The organism is Mesorhizobium sp. ISC11 (assembly GCF_037162595.1).
Taxonomy (GTDB): Bacteria; Pseudomonadota; Alphaproteobacteria; order Rhizobiales; family Rhizobiaceae; genus Mesorhizobium; species Mesorhizobium ciceri.
In genome coordinates this window covers 360,595-378,489 of sequence record NZ_JAVSPW010000001.1, presented here as the reverse complement: position 1 = coordinate 378,489, position 17,895 = coordinate 360,595, and the positions used below count along the sequence as shown (strand labels likewise).

Below are 17,895 nucleotides of genomic sequence, written 5' to 3'. Positions count from 1 at the left end.
CATGTCAGCTTCCATCCTGCCTCGTCAGCGCTGCCCCCCATCCGCCTGCCGGCACCTTCTCCCCGTGAACGGGGGAGAAGAGATCAAACCTCACCCCGTCGCAACAAATACGCGGCGCTGGAAGCGCGCCTGGTGGTAGGTACAATAGCTTTTCAGCGCCCCGGTGCGCATGCCGCAGCACAGCATGTCGGCGCCTGGGCGGCTGCCTGGCGCCCCCTCTTCGGCAATAGAAATGTCCGGATCCCCCTCCACCGTCAGATCCAGCGGCGCACGGCAGCGTGAAAACAGGCAATCGATGAAGCGCATCGCCACGCCATGCGGCTGCCGGCCAATGGCCGCGCGCGGCGGCGCCGGCGCCTCCAGGCGATAGGCCACGCCGTCGGCGATCAGCACGCCCACCTCGCGCACGAACGAATGCGCGCGCCTGGGCCGGGCCACTTCACGCGCATGGATGTCCTTGGCGGCAAGCACGCCCTCCATCTTGCCGACGACAGGCGTCGCTTTCGCCGACGCGCCACTCGCCCGCTTGCTTCCAGCGCGCTTGCCCACGGCCTGCCTGGATCGCGGCGGCGGCCCCTTGCCATTGGCAAAGCCGATCGCGCCGAGCATGTCGTTGCGGTGCACGATGCCGATGATGGCGTCGCGCGACACCGGACTGCCGCGCAACGCGCTGAACGCGACTGCAATCCTGGAGGCTGAGAGCCCATCCTTCAGCCAGCGGGCGATCTCGTGCAATTCCGCGTCGCTATAGCTTGCCATATCCAGCTCCATCCAAAGTTCGGCCGCGCGCCGTCGGGCAGCGTCAAGGTTCGACCCGGTCGCCAGGCCGCAGTCAGGTTGTTTTTCAAGAGCCGGCTCTCAGCCGGCCAGCCTCAGCCGGCTTGGGCCGATTTCCCGCCGGCAAGGTGCAGAAGCCGCGCTTCGGCCGTGTTTCTGTCCAGGGCGGAAACTGCCCTGCCCGTCAGCCTGTCGAACAGGATGACGGTGCCGTCCTCGGTGCGGATGCAGGATCGGCCTGCCGCAAAAACAGCGCCGGCGCCATGCCGGCCGAATTGGGGGCCGAAGCCGCTGGGAGCGGCGGCTCCGGCCGTTCCGGTCGCCGGAGACAGGCGGCGGACCGGACCCGAGGCTCGTGCGGTCAAGCACTGGGCCTCGGGCTTCATCCGGGCCGGGGAGGAGGACGGCCGGGACGAAAGGGAATGGGCGGTTATGACCGCCGGGCGCGCCTCGCGTGAGGCCGGCGACTCGGCGCCATCAAAGCTGGACAGGTTTTGCATCACCGGATATAAGCATAACTCGAAAATAAATGCAAGCCATTCTTTCATAGACGAGAGCGGCTTTCATCCCTCACATGGGCGCCATGGCAAAAACGGAACTGTCGATCAAGGTCGGAGCGGCGATCCGCAAGGCGCGCAAGCAGCGCGGCCTGGTCATGCGCCACATCGCCGAGCACAACGACACCGATGTCGCCGCCGTCGGCAACTGGGAAACCGGCCGCAATCTGCCCAAGACCGAGAACCTGCTGAAGACCGCCGCCTTCCTGCGCGTCGACCCGGTTGCGCTGGGCCAGGGGCAGGTCGTGTTTCTCGACGATGCCGGACCGGTTGCCGATGCGGAGATCGTCACCGATGCAGGTCCGCTACCCGCCAGCTCGATGGACATCGAGGTGCTGGGCGCGGCCGTCGGTGGCGACGATGGCGATTTCACCTTCAACGGCGAGCCGGCGGGTTACGTCCAGCGCCCGCCGGGCGTGCGCAACCTGCCGAAGGTGTTCGCCCTGCACGTGCTCTCGGATTCCATGGTGCCGCGTTACGAGCCCGGCGACCTGATCTATTGCGGCGGCCGCGACGCCGTACCGGGCGACCATGTGGTGATCGAGACCTTCCCGGAGGAAAACGAGCGCAACGGCAAGGCCTTCATCAAGAAGCTGGTCAAGCGCACGGCGGGCGAGCTGGTCGTCGAGCAGTACAACCCGCCGAAGACGCTGACCTTCAACCGCTACGCCATCAAACATGTCTGGCGCGTGATTCCGCTGAAGGAATTGCTGGGGTATTGAGCAAGGGACGCTCTTCCTTCTCCCCCTGCGGGAGAAGGAAGAACCAGCGCTGGCACCCTCCCACTCAAGCCCGCCGCGATCCCTCCAGCGGCACATCCCTGTCGCTCAGCATCCGCGCTTCGCTGCGCACGCGCTGGCGCTCGTCGACAAACGCGGCCTGGATCGAAATCGCCGTCCCCGGCAGTCCGTCGGCGCGGCAGGCCGAACAGACGATGCGGCCCGACAGAGCGGACAGCGGCGTATTCCCCGTCACCCCGAACCGCTTCAGCTGATCGGGTCGCCACCACCTGTTGCGGCCACAATCGGCGCACTCGACCGAGATCGAGGCGACATGCGCGATCGTTGGTTCCTTGCCCGGCAATGCCATCGCCCCTGCCTCGTCTTTGTTCCTGATTTGTTCGCATATTCCTGTGTTTTACGCCGGGAGTCGAGTCGCAGTTTTCAAACTTTCCCAGAAGTTTTTCTTCTAGCGTAATTTGAGTTATGCTTTCATAAATATATGAAAATGTGAGTCGGGCACGAACCTGCCCACTGCATCAGACCCGGGAGCGATAATGGACGCTTTTGCCGCCGATTTTGCCGTTCCTGCGGCTACGCCGGCGACAGCCTGGCCTTGCTTGAAGCCTTCGAAGCGATCCGTCGCAGCGGCATCGCCCACGCCCGTCACGATCACGTCAGGCGCAAGGCGGTGATCGACGAGTTGAAACCGTCGGAGGCGCTGTTCCTGGCCGCTATCGGTCCGGCGCTCTCGGCGCAGGAGGCAATCGAGGACGCCGCCCGCTTCATAGCCTGCTGGCGCAACATACCGCGCTGGCGCCAGGAGCGGCGCCTGCCCGACCTGATCAGGGCCAAGCAGCAGCGCCTGGTGGCGCGCTATTTCCGCCGCCATGGCCACAGGCTCTGGGCAAGGGAAGCGGCGTGAGGACTGGACCAGCCGTTTGCGGGTTCCATCAGCCATTTTTTCTTTCTAGACTGCGCAGGGGTGGCTGACCGTTCGACGTGCATAGTTTGGAATGTTCAAGACTGCCCGCTCAAAATTTCAAACCTGGATAACGGCCGGCGCGGGAACCATCGCCGCCCTGCTCGTCGCCGGCCTGATGGGCGCGTTCGGCGCCCTGCCCGCCCACGCCCCGCCGCAATTGCCGCCCGATGCCGCCATCGATGCCGGGCGCTGGCGGGTCCAGCCCGCGCGCGCCTATGTCAGCCGCGCCAAGGTCTATGGCGTGGCGCTGAAACCAGGCCAGAAGGCGCTGGTGCTGGAGGCCGATCTGACCAATCGCACGGCGCAATCCGACAAGGCTTATTTCAACGTCTTCAAGCCGGACGGGATCGACCTGCCCGATTCCACGCCGATGATCGCGCTGGCCCGCGATTCGACGCTGACGCCGGAACTGCATCCCGGCATGACCGAACGCATGGCCTATGTCTGGCCGCTTGCCGGTAACGCCGCCGTGCCGGCAAATCTCAGCTTCGGCGTCACCGCCGAGATCTTCAAGCCGCACGACAATCTTTACGGCACGCCGGGCTGGTTCAATTCCTATCGGCTCGGCACCGTCACCATGCCGGTCGCCGACCTGCCCGAGAGCGGCTCATGAGGATCCGCGCCATCGGCAATCTCCTGATCGTCGCCGCCACCGTGGTGCTCAGCTACGGCATGCAGGTGTCGAAGCCGCATTATGCCGAACTCACCGCGCCGATCCCCATTGATGGCGCCATGCACGACACGGTGCGGGCGCGCAGCTTCGATGTCCGCCTCGACAGAATGGTCTTTGCGCGCACGCTGAAGACCAACCAGTTCGGCCAGGAAAGGCTGCTGACCACCAGCGGCCTGTGGGCGGTGGCAGCGACCAATCTCACCGCCACCAGCACCTCCACCACGGTCGCCGACGGCACCTGGCAAGGCCCGACCGGCCTGCGCTACCGCCAGACGGAGCGGCTCAGCTATCGCCAGGATATGCCGCCACATGCCGTCGATCCAGGGCTGGAGAGAAGCGGCCTGTTCGTCTTCGAGTTGCCGGCCGACCAGATCCGAGGCGCCAGCCTGCTTATCGCCGCACGTCAGTTCGGCCCGCTCGACGCCCAGGCCCGCATCAGCCTCGATGCCGTTCCGACCGGTGCCGATGGTCAACCGGCGGATGTCTTGCCGCTATACGATCTCGACGCTCCTGCACCGCCGCAGGGCCAGACACGGCAGGGCCAGACACGGCAGGGCAAGACATGAGCGCGGTTTCAACCGACATCGACCCAGCCGGCGGTGGCGAGAAAAAATGGCGACGGCGCGGTCTTGCCGCGCTCGCTATCCTGCTGCCGCTGACGCTGGCCGAAACCAGCTATGAGAGCATCCGTGAATGGCTGCATGGCGAGGACCTCATCGCCAGGGATGTCGAGTTTGGCCACGGCGCGCCGTTCGGCGGCAGCGAATGGCGGCTGGCCGATTTGCGCGGCGGCAAGGCCGACCGCTTGCCCGAGCATGCCTTGGCCGTCATCGCCACCTTCGCCGTCACGGTCGGCGATCCCGATCTGCAAAAGCAGTGGCTGGGCTGCAAGGTGATGCTGACCGACGCCGCCGGCCGCCGCTGGCTGCCCGACTTCATCCCCGGCGTCAGCCTGCCGGACGGCGTGATGAACTGCACCTCGGCGATCTTCTCCGGCGCCAAAAAGGGCGAAATCATCAGCGTCGGCGAGACCTTCATCGTGCCCGAGGATGCCATCGAGACCATCCGCCCAGCCATTGGCCTGGGCAGCGAGCGCCCCTGGTTCCTGCGTTTTCAGCGGCCGCCGAAGTGACAGCATCCTTCTCCCCGTAAAGAAAGCTCACTTCCCCGCCCGCTTCGCCATCGAAAACGCCGTCTCCAGCACGGCGGCGAGAAAGCATATGCGCAGCGGCTCGATCAGGATGCCGGTGGAAGAATCCTGGAACGGGCTGCCGAAGAGCAGCGTCACGGCATGCGAAAAAATCTGCCAGATATCGAGCTCGTGTGGGCCGATCAGCCGCGTCGCGCCGAGCCACAGCCAGGCCGCGCCCCAGTCGAGCAACCGGTAGCCGACCACCAGCGTGCACAACAGCACCAGGCTGGCGCTGACCGTCAGCCGCACGCCGTTGGCGATCGGCAGATAGCGCGAGCGGTAGCCGGCGATGAAATGCTCGACGAAATCGCGAAGGAATTTCGGCAGGCCGGCATAGCGCTGGCCGGCACGCTCCAGCCGGCCATGCACGCGCATCAGGGCAGCATCGTCGCGCACATCATAGCCGTAGATCAGCGCCGCCATCACCAGCCAGATCAGCGGCAGGAGCATGAAGAAGAACAGGTTGATCGCAGCCGTCGACGGCGCGATCGAGGAGATCTCGACCGGCACCATGGGTGCGGCCGAGGCCATCGGCACCGGGTTTGCCAGCCCGTCCACCGATGCCTGCAGGGCCGACCAGAAATTGCGGCTCATCAGCCATTGCAGGGCCGAATCCTTCCATCGGCTGATCACGTAGAGACCGACGAAGATCCAGTTGGTCTCGCAGATCACCACCACGATCTGCCAGAACGACGCGGCACCTATCTTAGCCTGCATGAATTTGGCCAGCCGGCGGATCAGCCAGGACACCGCCACGGAGACCAGCAGCCAGCGCGAGTCGAGCACGTCGAGCACATCAGCGCTCTGGCCGAAATCGGCCTGGTCGAGTGTTTCGCGCGAATACTGCCGCACGATGTCGCCCAGAAATCCCCAGGCGGCATAATAGGCGAAGAACGGCAGAAGCGCGATGGTGATCATCCGCACCAGCCGCGAGCCGCGCCGGTCAGCCTCGGCACCCGGCTTCGTTTGCGTCTCGGTGGTTGCGGCCTTGTCGGCGCCGCGCTGCGCGGCCACCACATGCGGCAGGCCGGGGCGCAGCACGTGGAACATTGCCACCGTCACCACCAGCTGCGCCAGCGCCACCAGGGTCAGCATCGCCAACCCGGCGAAGTGATTGGCCAGCGCCACCTTCGCCGCTAGCAGCATGAGGAGATCGCCGACCAGCACGCCGGCCAGCACCAGGGCGATGAGCTGTGGCCAGAACCGCAGCAGCAGCGAAAAACCTAGGGTGATCGGTCTGATGATATCGGCAAACATGAGGTTCTCACGATGCCACCCGCCAAAATCTTTCTAGCAAAGCATGATTGTTTTGCAAGGAATGGGGTGGGGTCTCCTGCCAGGGGGCAGAGCGAGGCGCCCCCCTCTGTCCTGCCGGACATCTCCCCCTCAAGTGGGGAGATCAGCAGCTTCGTCCTCGCCGCTTTCTCTTCAACGTTGAAAATTAGCGAAAGCAGTCATGACATCCGATCTCCCCCCTTGAGGGGAGATGTCCGGCAGGACAGAGGGGGGGCGCCTGGGCGTTAACATCTCCCTTCGCCCCTCACCGTCGCACCCGCGACTTCAGCCAGCGGTCGAACGCCACCGCCAGGATCAGGATGAGCCCGATGACGATGCTTTGCGTGTAGGACGAGACGTTGTTGAACTGCAGCCCGTTCTGCAGCACGCCGATGAGCGCCGCCCCCACCACCGTGCCGCCGACCGAGCCGATGCCGCCGAACAGCGAGGTGCCGCCGATGACGACGGCCGAAATGACGGTCAGTTCGTAGCCGATGCCCGCCACCGCTTCCGAGGAGTTCAGCCTGGCCGACAGCACGAAGGCCGCGAGCCCGGCGAAGAAGCCGACAATGACGTAGACCGAGACCAGGATGCGGTCGACGCGCAGGCCCGACAGCCGCGCTGCTTCCGCATTACCGCCGACGGCATAGACGGCGCGGCCATAGCGCGTGTAGCGCAGCACGATGTGGCACAGGATGGCGGCCGCCGCGAAGATCAGCGCCGGCACCGGCACCGGGCCGATCAGCCCGGTGCCGAACCAGCGCATCGAGGCGTCGAAGCCCGAGATCGGGCCGCCATTGGAGATGGTCAGCGTCAGCCCGCGAAACACCGTCAGCCCGCCCAGCGTGACGACGAAGGGCGGCACTTTCAGCCGGGTGATGACAAGTCCCTGCACGCCGCCGGCAGCGGCTCCGACGATGATGGCGGCCAGCAGCGCGGCGAACCAGCCGAACCCTTGCGTGCCGCTCGTCGACAGCGACAGCGTGTTGGCCGTGCCGCCCTTGGCGACCACGGCGGCGACCATGCCGCAGAAGGCGAGCAGCGAGCCGACCGACAGGTCGATGCCGGCGGTAAGGATGACGAAGGTCATGCCGAGCGCGATCAGCCCGGTGATCGAGATCTGCCTTGTGATGTTGAACAGGTTGATCGGGTCCATGAAGCTCGGCTTCAGCACCGTGAAGACGATGATCAGCGCCACCAGGAACAGCAGCGGCCCGAAGCTCATCAAAAGCCGCGCGAAGTTGATGCCGCCGCGCTGATCCTGCTCCCCCGCCACGCTCATAGTGTCTCCTTGCGGTCGAGTGCCATCAGTTCCATCAGTCTTTCCTCGTTTGCTTCGACGCCCGGCATCTGGCCGGTGATGCGTCCGCGGCGCATGGTGACGATGCGGTCCGACACCGCCAGCACCTCGGGCAGCTCGGACGAGATCATCATCACCGCAATGCCGCGCGCCGCAAGCTGCACCAGGATCTGGTGCACCTCGGTCTTGGCGCCGACATCGACGCCGCGCGTCGGCTCGTCGACGATCAGCACTTTCGGATCGCGCGCGAGCCAGCGCGCCAGGATCACCTTTTGCTGGTTGCCGCCCGACAGGCCCTCGATCGCCTGCTCGGCCGAAGCCATGCGGATCGACAGCATCTTTCGAAACCCGGACAGCGCATCGCGCTCGCGCCGCTCGGCCATGAAGCCGAAACCGTTGCTGAAGCTGCCCAGCGAAGCGATGGAGAAATTCGGCAGGATGCCCAGCGCGGCAAAGATCGCCTGGTGCTTGCGGTCCTCCGGCACCAGGCCGATGCCGAGCGCAATGGCGTCCGCGGGCGATGCCGGGGCGATCGGCTTGCCGTCGAGCGTGATGGTGCCGGCCGCGATGCGGTCGGCGCCGAAGATAGCGCGCGCCAGTTCGGTGCGGCCTGAGCCGACAAGCCCGGCAACGCCGAGGATTTCACCGGCCTTGAGGTCTATGTCGACGCCGTCGAGCACGATGGCGTGCGGCGCCTCGGGGTCGCGCACGGTGCGCAGGCCGCGCACCGACAGCACGACATCGCCGGCCACCGCGCGTTGCGCCGGCCGGGCGTAGAGCTCGGACGCCGCGCGGCCGACCATCTTCTCGATGATTTTGGGCAGCGCGATCGGCCCGCCTTCACGGTTAAGGTGGCCGGCAAGCCTACCGTCGCGCAGCACCGTCATGCGATCGCATATGGCGGACGCTTCCTCCAGCCGGTGGGTGACGAACATGATGGCGACCTCGTCCTTGCGCAGCCGGTCCATGATCGACAGCAGCCGCTGCACCTCGGTCTCGGTCAGCGCCGAAGTCGGCTCGTCCATGATGATCAGCCGGCTTTCCAGCGACAGCGCCCGAGCAATCTCGACCAGTTGCTGCTCGGCCACCGACAATGCCGAGACCGGCGTCATCGGGTCTATGGAGAGACCGACGCGGGCGATGATCGTGCGGGAATCTTCCTCCATCTTGCGCCAACTCACCAGCCCGAGCGGGCCGATCGGCGCGCGGCCGATGAAAATGTTCTCCGCCACGGTCAGCGTCGGGATCAGGCTCAGTTCCTGATAGATGGTGACGATGCCAAGCCGCTTGGCATCCTGCGGGCTGGAGGGATGATAATCGGCACCGTCGAAAGTGATGCGGCCGCCCGATGGCGGCATCACACCCGACAGGATTTTCAAGAGCGTCGATTTGCCGGCGCCGTTTTCGCCCAGCAGGCCGAGGATCTCGCCGGGGCGGATATCGAGCGAGACATCGCTGAGCGCGGTGACGCCCGAGAAATGCTTGGTGATGCCTTCGACGGCAAGCAGGATGGGTTCGGGCGAGGCGGCTTCAGCGGCTGGCGGCAAGGGTGGCTCCTTCCATGCAGTTGATGTCGCCTGTCAGCGCTTGAACGCCCCCCTCTGTCCTGCCGGACATCTCCCCCTCAAGGGAGATTGGCTGTGTCACCGGCGACACCTTTTCTTTCAACATTTGGGAACTGGCGAAAGCAGGAGGAACAGTCGATCTCCCCCCTTGAGGGGGAGATGTCCGGCAGGACAGAGGGGGGCGCTGTCCCGCCGGCTTTGCCAATCGGCCGATCCCCGCCAAACCCTACTTCGTCTCGCCAATCCGCTCCGCCTTGTCGAGATTGTCCTTGCCGATGACGATTGGCGTCAGCAGCACCAGCTTCTCCTTCGGCTCGGTCTTGTCCTTGGCAAAGGCCACCGCGATGCGCACCGCCGTGCGCGACTGCTCGCCGGGGAATTGCTCGACCGTGCCCGCAAGCTTGCCGTCGCGCACGGCGACCAGCGCTTCGGGCAGTGCATCGAAGCCGTAGATCTTGACGTCGGTGAAGTTGCGCGCGGCACAAGCCTCCATGGCGCCCAGCGCCATGTCGTCATTGGCGCAGACGATGGCGTCGGGTTTGCCGTTGGCGGCAAGGCCAGCCTCGGTCACCGACAGCGCCTCGGCGCGGGCGAAGTTGGCGGTCTGCTCGAAGACGATCTGATACTTGTCCTTCAGAGGATCGAGCACATTGTGCACGCCCTTGTTGCGGTCGATCGCCGGGCCGGCGCCGGGCTGGCCCTGCAGATGGAACAGCTTGGCACCGTTGGGAAACGCCGCCACCACGGCGTTGGCTTCCGCCTCGCCGCCCTTCACATTGTCGGCGCCAACATGGGCGAGGATGCCCTCGACGCCGTCTACGCGGCGGTCGATCGTCACCACGGGAACGCCGGCCTTGACCGCTTCTTCGATGGCCGGCGCCAGGGCGTTGACGTCGAGCGGCGAGATGACGATGGCGTTGACCTTCTGCACCAGGGCGGCCTCGATGTCGGCGGTCTGCTTGGTGGCCGAGTTCTGGCCGTCGCTTTCGGTCAGATTGACGCCTTGCGTGGCGGCTTCCGCCTTGATCTCGTTCAGCATGTGCACGAAGAACGGAAAGCCGAGACTGGGCACCGAGCCAAGGATAGTGAGCTTGTCCTGCGCAAACACAGAAGGCGCGGCAACCATCATGGCGCCGAAAGCCGCGGACGACAGCAGGAATTCACGTCTGTTCATGGGATCCTCCTCCACAAGAACGCACGACCCGAAAACCGGGATCGGTTTCAGGAAGGATCATGCGTCGGTTCAAAGTGTGGAGCATCCTCCCTGCGCCCGAAAACGCATGCCGCTCCAGCTGGCCGCCGCTGTAAAAAGAGCCTCCCACCGACGCCTGCGCAGGGATGCTAACCCAGGGCCAACCATTTGTGCAACATCGATATAACAGCGGTGCCAGGCAAATTATCGGAATTGTCGGATTTTGGATTTCCGGCGTGGGGGCCGCTTTGTCGGAAGACCTCCAATGCAAGGCCGCCCCTCTGCTTCTCAATCCAGGAACGCCAGAACACGCTGCCAAAGCAGCGCCGCGGCTGTGTCGTTGTAGTCGGGCAGAGCTGGATCCGAGAAATAATGTCCCGAGTTTGGATAGCGGAAGATCCGCACATCGGTTTGCGCGGCCTCGGCGGCGTGCTGCCAGGCGCGGACATCCGGCTCGGGGAAGAACGGATCGGTGTCGGCGACATGCAATTGAACCGGCAGGCCGGGCCGGATGTTCGCAGGCACGGTTGCCAGCCCATGCAACAGCAGCACCTTGGCCGTCAGCGGCCGCAAGGCCCCGACTGACGCGACCACGCCTGCACCCATCGAAATCCCCGCCAGCACCGTATCGCCGGGCGTCGAGGCCAGGGCATCGCGCGCCCTTTGGCAAATGACCTCCCAGCCGATCCGCGCCTTGATCGCGAAGCCTTGCTCGAGATCGTCCGTCGCCACGCCCGCATAGAGGTCCGGCAGCGAAACGGCGTGACCGGCGGCGCCCAGCTTTCCAGCGAGATGCCGCTCGTGCTCGCGCAGCCCCAGAACCGAATGAAACAGGATTATGTTCGCGGACATCCGGTCATGATACCTGCCGGCACATGCCGTCTCAACGGCTGGGTACGTCATGAGGCGTGCGGCTTCCATTCTCCCCGCGTGGCACTACTTTGGACTGAACCCAAAGCACTCGACTGGAGAACAACATGAAGCCGCAAATCATCTGCCATATGCTGGCATCGCTTGACGGCAGCCTCCACCCCAGCCGCTATACCTCGAGCCCCGATGGCACCCGGGCCGAGTGGTCGAGCCTCTATGAGCATATCCATAATGATCTCGCGGCTGATGCCTGGATCGTCGGGCGCGTCACCATGGCCGAGATGAGCAAGTCCGGCGCGCATCCGCCGGCCAATGCCGGCAAGGTCGACCGGCCCTATCATTTCGCGCAAATAGGTGCGGGCAGTTATGCCGTGGCGCTCGATGCCTCGGGTAAGCTTCACTTTTCCAAACCCGACATCGGTGGCGACCATGTCGTGGTGCTGCTTGGGCGCGACGTTGCCGACAGCCATTTGGCAGAGCTTGCCGCCGACGGCGTGTCCTATATCGTCGCGGAAACCGCCGATGTCGATCTCGCCGCGATGCTTGAGGTCCTCGGACGCGAACTCGGCATAAGCCGGCTGCTGCTCGAGGGCGGCGCCAGCATCAACGGCTCCTTCCTCGCCGCCGGGCTCGTCGATGAATTGAGCCTTCTCGTTGCACCCGCGATCGACGGGCGGGCCGCCAATCAGGGTTTCGTCGAGTTCGGCGAGAGCGGCCTGGCGGGCAAGACGCAGCTGTCCCTGAAGAGCTGCGAGGCGCTGGCGCATGGGCTCGTCCATCTGCGTTACGCGGTCAGCCCTGGAGCATAATCCCGAAAGGTCGCGGCGTGGCCCAGGGTCTCCGCGACGGAGCTGCGCGCCTGCTTCGTCCAGGGATGACGAAGTCAGAGACTTCGGCTCACCTCGAGCGTTGCTAAGCGCATCAATACCGCATGGCGTCGAGATCGGCGATCAGCGTCGGGCCGGTGGGGTGCCAGCCGAGCCGTGCCTGGGTCAGAGCGCTGGAGGCCGGCAGATCCATCGGCGCGAACATCGCCATCCAGCCGAAATGCTCCGCCGCCTTTTCCGGCGCAATGGAAACCACCGGCAATTTCAAACCCCGGCCGAGCGCCTCGGCGATAGCGCGCACTTCGACACCTTCCTCGCCGACCGCGTGATAGCGCGCGCCCGGCTGCCGCTTTTCCACGGCGAGCCGGTAAAGCCGCGCCGCATCGAGGAGGTGGCCCGCGGAGTAGCGATTGCGGCCTTCGCCGACATAGGCCGAGACGCCCCTTTCACGCGCGATCTCGATGAGCGGCGTGATAAGGCCTTGCTTGACCGGATTGTGGACCTGCGGCAGCCGCACCACCGACACATTGATGCCGGCGTCCAGCAAGGCATTGCCGGCCAGCTCCGAGGCGATGCGCGGATTGGGATGGCTGGCGTTGAAGACGTCCTCGATCGCCAACTGGCCATGCCCGGGGCTGCCCATGCCGACGCCGGAGGTGATCACCAGCGGCCGGTCGGAGCCGGCGAGCGCGGCGCCCAGTGCCGCGATGACGCGTTTGTCCTTTTCGCAATTCTCGGCAAACCGCGAAAAGTCGTGGTCGAATGCCGTGTGGATCACGCCGTCCGCCTTGGCCGCGCCATCGCACAGCCCTTCGGGCTCCTCGAGCGTTCCGCGATGCACTTCAGCACCGGCGGCGGCCAGCGCCTCGGCGCCGGCGTCGGAGCGGGTCACGCCGACCACCTGGTGGCCTGCCTTGATGAGTTCGGGAACGATCGCCGAACCGATGAAACCGGTCGCGCCGGTCAGAAAGATACGCATGCAAAATCTCCTGTACAGTTGCCTGCGTAATATTGCCGGTCTATTATTCTATTAAAGTAGTGATCTTATCGTGGTATAATGGCTAACAGGATGCCTTCCAATTCCGGCTCACTAGCAGCGTTCCTCAAAGACCGGCGCACCCGGCTTGATCCCGCATCATTCGGGTTTTCCGGACGCAGACGCACGCCGGGGCTGCGCCGCGAAGAGGTCGCGCAGCGCGCCAACATCAGCCCGACCTGGTACACATGGCTGGAACAGGGCCGCGGCGGCGCACCCTCGGCCGATGTCCTCAACCGCATCGCCAAGGGGCTGCTGCTGACCGAGGCGGAGCGCGAACATCTTTTCATGCTCGGGCTGGGGCGCCCGCCCGAGGTCCGCTACAGGGGCGTCGAAGGCGTCAGCCCCCGGCTGCAGCGCCTCATCGACACGCTCGATGCCAGCCCCGCCATAGTCAGGACCGCCACCTGGGACGTCGTTGCCTGGAACCGTGCCGCGAGGGTCGTGCTGACCGACTACAGCACCCTGCCCGAGGGCGAGCGCAACATTCTGCGCTTCATGTTCCTCAGTCCCCATATCCGCGCCAGGCAGCACGACTGGCAAAACCTCGCCCGTTTCGTGGTGGGCGCGTTCCGGGCCGATGCGGCACGCGCCGGCGCTATCTCCGAGGTGCGTGAACTCGTCGACGAACTCTGCAGCGCCAGCCCCGAGTTTGCCGCCCTGTGGCGGGAAAACGGCGTGCTCAGCCATGGCGACGGGACAAAGCGCCTGAAGCACCCGGAACTTGGCGATATCGAACTGGAATATTCGGGCTTCGCGGTCGACGGCCGGCCGGATTTGAGCCTGACCGTCTACAACCCGGTCGACAGCGCCGTCGCCGACCGTATTCGCACGCTGGCCCTCACCCGACACCCCAAAGAGTAAGGGCGGGACGACCTATCCGCTGCGATGACTCCCGCCCGCCCTCAAGCGCGCTCGCAGACCGCCTTCAGGATCTGCAAGGTCGGCCCCCAGTAGAGATCGGCATGCGGCCGGATCGCCGGTTCGGCGAAGTCGCTGAGCGTCAGTGTCAACAGTGTTCCCCCATCCGCCGGCGCCAGGTCGAAGCTGACCACGGTGTGATTTTCGGGCACGTCCGCCAGACGCGAGGCCGACAGCGTGCTCCAATAGCTGTAGGCGAAGCTCATTCCCGGCTCAAAAGTGCGGATGGTGCCGTGGTTTTCGAACGGTATTCCGTGCAGCAGTCCGCGCATGACGATCGCGCCGCCGGCCTGCCCTTGCAGGCTGACGGTCAACTCCTCGTCGGACATCCATTGCGGGATCATTTCTGGCGTCGTCAGTATCCGCCAGACCTTGGCCGGCTCGGCACCGATGACGACGGTCTTGGTTATCGGCGCAGCGGACTCACTCATGGGGTGCAGATTATAGCGGATGCGGCGGCGACAATATCGCTGTTCCAGGCGGTACGGATGCCGCCATTGCCCCTTGCCCTGTATAGGAAGACAGCACCACGCTTGCGAAGCCATTGCAGCCCGTGGCATCTGTCGGCTCCACCAGCGCAGACGGCACCATGACACCACGGCAGACACGGCAGAGCGGCAGGCAGGCGGCGCCCGGCGTCAGTCTCAACCGGGCGCTGTCGAAGCTCGGCCTGTGCTCGCGCACGCAGGCCGAGGTGCTGATCGCCGAAGGCCGCGTGCGTGTCGGCGGCAAGGTGGTGCGCGATGCGGCGCTGCGCGTCGACCTCGACCGCGACCGCATCGTCGTCGACGACAGGCCGGTGGTTGCCGAGCGCAAGGTCTACCTCATGCTCAACAAGCCGCGCGGGCTGGTCACCACCCGCGACGACCCGCAGCAGCGCGACACCGTCTATGCCTGCCTCGAAGGGCTCGACTTGCCCTTCGTCTCCCCGGTCGGCCGCCTCGACAAGGCGAGCGAAGGCCTGCTGCTGATGACCAATGACACCCGGTTTGCCAACCGGCTGATGGACCCGGCTTCGCATCTGCCGAAAACCTATCACGTGCAGATCGGCACGGTACCGAACGCGGCGATGCTGGAGACGTTGCGCGCCGGCGTGATCGTCGACGGCGAGGTGCTCACCGCGAACGCGATCGAACTTTTGCGCAGTGGCGGCCGCACCGCCTGGCTGGAGATCGTGCTCGACGAAGGCCGTAACCGCCACATCCGTCGCCTGCTCGCCGCGCACGGCGTCGAGGTCCTGCGCCTCATCCGCATCGCTATCGGCCGCCTGCCGCTCGGCGACCTCGCCAAGGGTACGGCACGGCATTTGACAGCAGAAGAGTTGGCGCTGCTGAGGGGGTAAGCAGGGCGTGCCGCTGGTGCAGCCGCACGGCGATCCTTCCTGACGGAAAGCTGTCAGGAGGCCTGGCCTATAGGTCGGATGGGAGCCGGCCACGGCTTCAACGATCAGGGAGCCAATGCAATGAATTTCGTCTCCGTCCGCATCATCACGTCGGACGTCCAGCGTCTCGTTCACTTCTACGGTGAGATCACCGGCATGCCCGTGACGGTGTACACGGAAGACTTCGCCGAACTGGCGACGCCGACCTGCACGCTGGCGATCGGCAGCACACGCACCTTGATGCTGTTCGGCGGCGACATCGCCCGCCCCGCCGACAACCACACCGCCATCATCGAGTTCCGCGTCGGCGACGTCGATGCTGAATTCGCCAGGCTCTCCGACCTCCTCAGGAATATCACTGTGCAGAAGCCGACCACCATGCCCTGGGGCAACCGCTCGCTGCTGTTTCGCGACCCTGACGGCAATCTGGTGAATTTCTTCACGCCGGTAACCACTGAGGCGATCAGGAAATTCGACAGATAGGCGTAAGCGGCGCCGCTGCCGAAGCTGCTCTATTTCTGGTTCCATTTCCGGATGACCGGCTCGCTCAAATCATGCTCGTAGCCGAGCACGCTGATGCTGGCCGTATCGAGCACCAGCAGCGCGCCGCCCTCCGGCGGCAGCCCGATCCAGCGCGCCGCCAGCACGCGCAGAAAATGTGCGCTGGAAAACACCAATATGCTGGCATTGGCCTCGCGCAGCCCAGCGATAATCCTGTCGGCCCGCGCGCCGACATCGGCCGCCATCTCGCCCTTTGGACACCCATCGCGAAACACATTCCAGCCGCGGCGCTCGGCCAGGATCTGTTTTGTCGTCAGCCCCTCATAGGCGCCATAGTCCCACTCCTGCAGATCGTCCTTCTTGACGCTCTGCGCGCCGAAGCCGGCCAGTACGCTGGTGTTGTAGGCGCGCTGCGACGGGCTCGACCATACCGCCGAAAAAGACAGGCCCTCGAGCCTGTCCGCGAGACCCCGCGCGGCGGCCTCGCCAACCGGGGTCAACGGCATGTCGGTGCGGCCGGTATGCTGCCCCGAAAGGCTCCATGCCGTCTCACCATGCCGGACCAGATGGATTTGGGGATACGAGTTGCTCATGGACTGCCTTTCAATGTCACCGGCACCTTAGGCGACGATGCGGCAAAGGGGAATCCGCTTGGTACAAGACTGCGTGGTCGCCTGGCCTTGATTCGCGGCGGGCCGGCCCTGTGATCGGCCCGAGGCCGCAACTATATCAAGGCCAGCCTCCACAAGGTTCCCGCCACCTCAAGGGCATTGGCCCTTGCGCAACAGGTCATGTCATCATGTACAAACATTTGCTCATCGCCACGGACGGATCGGAACTGGCCGACAAGGGCGTTACCCACGGCCTGACATTGGCCAAGGGTCTCGGCGCCTCTGTTACTTTCATCACCGTCTCCGAACAATTCCCGATCTTCGCCTGGGGCGGCGCCATGGCCGGCTACGCCGCCGGCGATGAACTGGCCGCCTATCAGGAAGAGGCGCGCAAATACGCCAAGGAAGTTCTCGACAGGTGCAAGGCATCGGCCGACGCCGCCGGCGTCTCGGCGGAGGTCGTGCATGTCGAGGACAAGCGGCCCGCCGAAGCCATTCTGGAACTGTCGCAGGCCCTGGGCTGCGACCTTATCGTGATGGCTTCGCACGGCCGCCGCGGGCTGGGCAAGCTGCTCCTCGGCAGCCAGACGGCGGAAGTGCTGTCCTACACGGAGATCCCGGTGCTGGTCGTGCGGTAGGGCTACTACGGATCGCATGCTCCATCGAACCGGGTAATGACAATGTCGTTACGCTGTGCTAGATATGCGCGACGAAGGAGCCGTCCATGCCAACGTCACATCATCCGGTGCCGAAGAGCGTTCCGCTCAACATCCGCGTCAAGCCGGAAGTTCGCAATCTGATCGACCGCGCAGCCGAATTGCTCGGTAAGAATCGCACCGACTTCATGCTTGAAGCCTCGCAACGCGCCGCTGAGGAAGCGTTGCTCAACCGTCTCGTGTTTACCGTCGAACCGGATGTCTACGCTGCGTTTCTGGCACGCCTCGACGCGCCGCCGCAGCCCAACGACCGATTGCGCCGCACGATGACGACAAAGGCTCCGTGGGAAGCTGCGTGACGCTGTCGGTCCCGGTTCCACTCGCGGATCATCACGAACTCGGGGAATTTTCGTCGGGCATTACAGCGCTCGACGATTGGTTGAAAAAACGTGCTCGCACCAATCAAGCGGGCGGTGCATCCCGGACCTATGTGACTTGCAAAGGCAACCGTGTGATTGGCTACTATGCCGTTGCCAGCGGCGCCGTGAAAATGGCCGAAGCTTCCAGCCGTTTCCGGCGCAACATGCCCGATCCGATCCCCGTCGCAGTGCTAGGCAGGTTGGCCGTAGACCAAGCCTATCACGGTCGGGGCATCGGTCGGGCGCTGGTAAGGGATGCCGGTCTACGAATTCTCCAGGCTGCTGAAATACTGGGCATCAAAGGCATAGTGGTGCATGCGATTTCCGACGATGCCCGAGCTTTCTACATCACCATCGGGTTCGAGCCCTCGCCGGTCGAGCCGTTGACACTCATGGTCACGCTCGCTGATCTCAGCGAAAGCATTGGCTGACGACTTC

The 17,895-nt window shown here is 64.8% G+C and carries 23 protein-coding genes; 12 read left to right on the top strand and 11 right to left on the bottom strand.

Annotated elements, in window-relative coordinates; genetic code table 11:
- Positions 1-90: 90 nt before the first annotated feature.
- The gene (locus RPF88_RS01980; protein ID WP_337121611.1) at positions 91-759 is read right to left on the bottom strand and encodes a GcrA cell cycle regulator; all 669 of its coding nucleotides are present in this window, start codon (positions 757-759) and stop codon (positions 91-93) included.
- Between the two features lie 113 nt (positions 760-872).
- On the bottom strand, positions 873-1,142 hold the full coding sequence (locus RPF88_RS01975) for a hypothetical protein (RefSeq protein ID WP_224621898.1): 270 nt from the start codon (positions 1,140-1,142) through the stop codon (positions 873-875).
- Between the two features lie 209 nt (positions 1,143-1,351).
- On the opposite strand from RPF88_RS01975, the gene RPF88_RS01970 reads away from it, so the two are divergent.
- The gene (locus tag RPF88_RS01970; protein ID WP_013530583.1) at positions 1,352-2,056 is read left to right on the top strand and encodes an XRE family transcriptional regulator; all 705 of its coding nucleotides are present in this window, start codon (positions 1,352-1,354) and stop codon (positions 2,054-2,056) included.
- 64 nt (positions 2,057-2,120) lie between these two features.
- Here the strand turns inward: RPF88_RS01970 and RPF88_RS01965 are convergent, their stop codons facing one another.
- Positions 2,121-2,423 carry a hypothetical protein gene (locus RPF88_RS01965; protein ID WP_024501757.1) on the bottom strand — a complete coding sequence of 101 codons (303 nt, stop codon included), beginning with the start codon at positions 2,421-2,423 and terminating at the stop codon, positions 2,121-2,123.
- A gap of 246 nt (positions 2,424-2,669) precedes the next feature.
- On the opposite strand from RPF88_RS01965, the gene RPF88_RS01960 reads away from it, so the two are divergent.
- From RPF88_RS01960 to RPF88_RS01945, 4 genes are all read left to right on the top strand, one after another.
- Complete coding sequence (locus RPF88_RS01960; RefSeq protein ID WP_337121610.1) at positions 2,670-2,978, top strand: hypothetical protein; 309 nt, start codon at positions 2,670-2,672, stop codon at positions 2,976-2,978.
- Positions 2,979-3,069: 91 nt separating this feature from the next.
- Positions 3,070-3,651 carry a hypothetical protein gene (locus RPF88_RS01955; protein ID WP_337121609.1) on the top strand — a complete coding sequence of 194 codons (582 nt, stop codon included), beginning with the start codon at positions 3,070-3,072 and terminating at the stop codon, positions 3,649-3,651.
- A complete protein-coding gene (locus RPF88_RS01950; RefSeq protein WP_063168643.1) occupies positions 3,648-4,277 on the top strand; it encodes a hypothetical protein in 630 nt (209 codons plus the stop codon). The genes RPF88_RS01955 and RPF88_RS01950 overlap by 4 nt, the downstream gene beginning before the upstream one ends.
- Positions 4,274-4,843, top strand: coding sequence for a hypothetical protein (locus RPF88_RS01945; protein ID WP_337121608.1), 570 nt, complete (start codon positions 4,274-4,276; stop codon positions 4,841-4,843). Before RPF88_RS01950 ends, RPF88_RS01945 begins: the two co-directional genes overlap by 4 nt.
- 27 nt (positions 4,844-4,870) lie before the next feature.
- On the opposite strand, the gene RPF88_RS01940 is transcribed toward RPF88_RS01945, so the two are convergent.
- From RPF88_RS01940 to RPF88_RS01920, 5 genes are all read right to left on the bottom strand, one after another.
- A complete protein-coding gene (locus tag RPF88_RS01940; protein ID WP_337121607.1) occupies positions 4,871-6,160 on the bottom strand; it encodes a hypothetical protein in 1,290 nt (429 codons plus the stop codon).
- A 283-nt stretch (positions 6,161-6,443) separates the two neighbouring features.
- Entirely contained in the window at positions 6,444-7,460 is a 1,017-nt protein-coding gene (locus RPF88_RS01935) for an ABC transporter permease (RefSeq protein WP_013530576.1), read from the bottom strand.
- Positions 7,457-9,025, bottom strand: a complete 1,569-nt coding sequence (locus tag RPF88_RS01930) for a sugar ABC transporter ATP-binding protein (RefSeq protein WP_337121606.1) — start codon at positions 9,023-9,025, stop codon at positions 7,457-7,459. Before RPF88_RS01930 ends, RPF88_RS01935 begins: the two co-directional genes overlap by 4 nt.
- Positions 9,026-9,269: 244 nt before the next feature.
- On the bottom strand, positions 9,270-10,217 hold the full coding sequence (locus tag RPF88_RS01925) for a substrate-binding domain-containing protein (RefSeq protein WP_013530574.1): 948 nt from the start codon (positions 10,215-10,217) through the stop codon (positions 9,270-9,272).
- 306 nt (positions 10,218-10,523) lie between these two features.
- Positions 10,524-11,087, bottom strand: a complete 564-nt coding sequence (locus RPF88_RS01920; protein WP_337121605.1) for a dienelactone hydrolase family protein — start codon at positions 11,085-11,087, stop codon at positions 10,524-10,526.
- Between the two features lie 125 nt (positions 11,088-11,212).
- Here RPF88_RS01920 and RPF88_RS01915 point away from each other — a divergent pair, with 125 nt between their 5' ends.
- Positions 11,213-11,914 carry a RibD family protein gene (locus RPF88_RS01915; protein ID WP_337121604.1) on the top strand — a complete coding sequence of 234 codons (702 nt, stop codon included), beginning with the start codon at positions 11,213-11,215 and terminating at the stop codon, positions 11,912-11,914.
- A 112-nt stretch (positions 11,915-12,026) separates the two neighbouring features.
- Here the strand turns inward: RPF88_RS01915 and RPF88_RS01910 are convergent, their stop codons facing one another.
- Positions 12,027-12,911, bottom strand: a complete 885-nt coding sequence (locus tag RPF88_RS01910; RefSeq protein WP_027160854.1) for an SDR family oxidoreductase — start codon at positions 12,909-12,911, stop codon at positions 12,027-12,029.
- Positions 12,912-12,989: 78 nt separating this feature from the next.
- Between RPF88_RS01910 and RPF88_RS01905 the strand changes: the two genes are divergently transcribed.
- A complete protein-coding gene (locus RPF88_RS01905) occupies positions 12,990-13,832 on the top strand; it encodes a helix-turn-helix transcriptional regulator (protein ID WP_337121603.1) in 843 nt (280 codons plus the stop codon).
- Between the two features lie 41 nt (positions 13,833-13,873).
- On the opposite strand, the gene RPF88_RS01900 is transcribed toward RPF88_RS01905, so the two are convergent.
- Entirely contained in the window at positions 13,874-14,320 is a 447-nt protein-coding gene (locus RPF88_RS01900) for an SRPBCC family protein (RefSeq protein WP_337121602.1), read from the bottom strand.
- Positions 14,321-14,478: 158 nt separating this feature from the next.
- Here RPF88_RS01900 and RPF88_RS01895 point away from each other — a divergent pair, with 158 nt between their 5' ends.
- Positions 14,479-15,231, top strand: coding sequence for a pseudouridine synthase (locus RPF88_RS01895; RefSeq protein WP_337121601.1), 753 nt, complete (start codon positions 14,479-14,481; stop codon positions 15,229-15,231).
- A 120-nt stretch (positions 15,232-15,351) separates the two neighbouring features.
- Positions 15,352-15,753: a VOC family protein gene (locus RPF88_RS01890; RefSeq protein ID WP_337121600.1), complete on the top strand. Its 402-nt coding sequence runs from the start codon at positions 15,352-15,354 to the stop codon at positions 15,751-15,753.
- A 29-nt stretch (positions 15,754-15,782) separates the two neighbouring features.
- Here the strand turns inward: RPF88_RS01890 and RPF88_RS01885 are convergent, their stop codons facing one another.
- On the bottom strand, positions 15,783-16,364 hold the full coding sequence (locus RPF88_RS01885; RefSeq protein WP_224675008.1) for a histidine phosphatase family protein: 582 nt from the start codon (positions 16,362-16,364) through the stop codon (positions 15,783-15,785).
- 206 nt (positions 16,365-16,570) lie between these two features.
- On the opposite strand from RPF88_RS01885, the gene RPF88_RS01880 reads away from it, so the two are divergent.
- The 3 genes from RPF88_RS01880 to RPF88_RS01870 all read left to right on the top strand — a co-directional run bounded on the left by RPF88_RS01880 (position 16,571) and on the right by RPF88_RS01870 (position 17,888).
- Entirely contained in the window at positions 16,571-17,020 is a 450-nt protein-coding gene (locus RPF88_RS01880; RefSeq protein WP_127366237.1) for a universal stress protein, read from the top strand.
- A gap of 86 nt (positions 17,021-17,106) precedes the next feature.
- Positions 17,107-17,397, top strand: coding sequence for a type II toxin-antitoxin system TacA family antitoxin (locus RPF88_RS01875; RefSeq protein ID WP_013530564.1), 291 nt, complete (start codon positions 17,107-17,109; stop codon positions 17,395-17,397).
- Complete coding sequence (locus RPF88_RS01870) at positions 17,394-17,888, top strand: GNAT family N-acetyltransferase (RefSeq protein WP_337121599.1); 495 nt, start codon at positions 17,394-17,396, stop codon at positions 17,886-17,888. Before RPF88_RS01875 ends, RPF88_RS01870 begins: the two co-directional genes overlap by 4 nt.
- Positions 17,889-17,895: the final 7 nt, after the last annotated feature.

Coding starts and splice junctions, on each gene's coding strand:
- RPF88_RS01980 (WP_337121611.1), bottom strand. CDS start 759: ATGGCAAGCTATAGCGACGCGGAATTGCACGAGATCGCCCGCTGGCTG.
- RPF88_RS01970 (WP_013530583.1), top strand. CDS start 1,352: ATGGGCGCCATGGCAAAAACGGAACTGTCGATCAAGGTCGGAGCGGCG.
- RPF88_RS01965 (WP_024501757.1), bottom strand. CDS start 2,423: ATGGCATTGCCGGGCAAGGAACCAACGATCGCGCATGTCGCCTCGATC.
- RPF88_RS01955 (WP_337121609.1), top strand. CDS start 3,070: ATGTTCAAGACTGCCCGCTCAAAATTTCAAACCTGGATAACGGCCGGC.
- RPF88_RS01950 (WP_063168643.1), top strand. CDS start 3,648: ATGAGGATCCGCGCCATCGGCAATCTCCTGATCGTCGCCGCCACCGTG.
- RPF88_RS01945 (WP_337121608.1), top strand. CDS start 4,274: ATGAGCGCGGTTTCAACCGACATCGACCCAGCCGGCGGTGGCGAGAAA.
- RPF88_RS01940 (WP_337121607.1), bottom strand. CDS start 6,160: ATGTTTGCCGATATCATCAGACCGATCACCCTAGGTTTTTCGCTGCTG.
- RPF88_RS01935 (WP_013530576.1), bottom strand. CDS start 7,460: ATGAGCGTGGCGGGGGAGCAGGATCAGCGCGGCGGCATCAACTTCGCG.
- RPF88_RS01925 (WP_013530574.1), bottom strand. CDS start 10,217: ATGAACAGACGTGAATTCCTGCTGTCGTCCGCGGCTTTCGGCGCCATG.
- RPF88_RS01920 (WP_337121605.1), bottom strand. CDS start 11,087: ATGTCCGCGAACATAATCCTGTTTCATTCGGTTCTGGGGCTGCGCGAG.
- RPF88_RS01915 (WP_337121604.1), top strand. CDS start 11,213: ATGAAGCCGCAAATCATCTGCCATATGCTGGCATCGCTTGACGGCAGC.
- RPF88_RS01910 (WP_027160854.1), bottom strand. CDS start 12,911: ATGCGTATCTTTCTGACCGGCGCGACCGGTTTCATCGGTTCGGCGATC.
- RPF88_RS01905 (WP_337121603.1), top strand. CDS start 12,990: ATGGCTAACAGGATGCCTTCCAATTCCGGCTCACTAGCAGCGTTCCTC.
- RPF88_RS01900 (WP_337121602.1), bottom strand. CDS start 14,320: ATGAGTGAGTCCGCTGCGCCGATAACCAAGACCGTCGTCATCGGTGCC.
- RPF88_RS01895 (WP_337121601.1), top strand. CDS start 14,479: ATGACACCACGGCAGACACGGCAGAGCGGCAGGCAGGCGGCGCCCGGC.
- RPF88_RS01890 (WP_337121600.1), top strand. CDS start 15,352: ATGAATTTCGTCTCCGTCCGCATCATCACGTCGGACGTCCAGCGTCTC.
- RPF88_RS01885 (WP_224675008.1), bottom strand. CDS start 16,364: ATGAGCAACTCGTATCCCCAAATCCATCTGGTCCGGCATGGTGAGACG.
- RPF88_RS01880 (WP_127366237.1), top strand. CDS start 16,571: ATGTACAAACATTTGCTCATCGCCACGGACGGATCGGAACTGGCCGAC.
- RPF88_RS01875 (WP_013530564.1), top strand. CDS start 17,107: ATGCCAACGTCACATCATCCGGTGCCGAAGAGCGTTCCGCTCAACATC.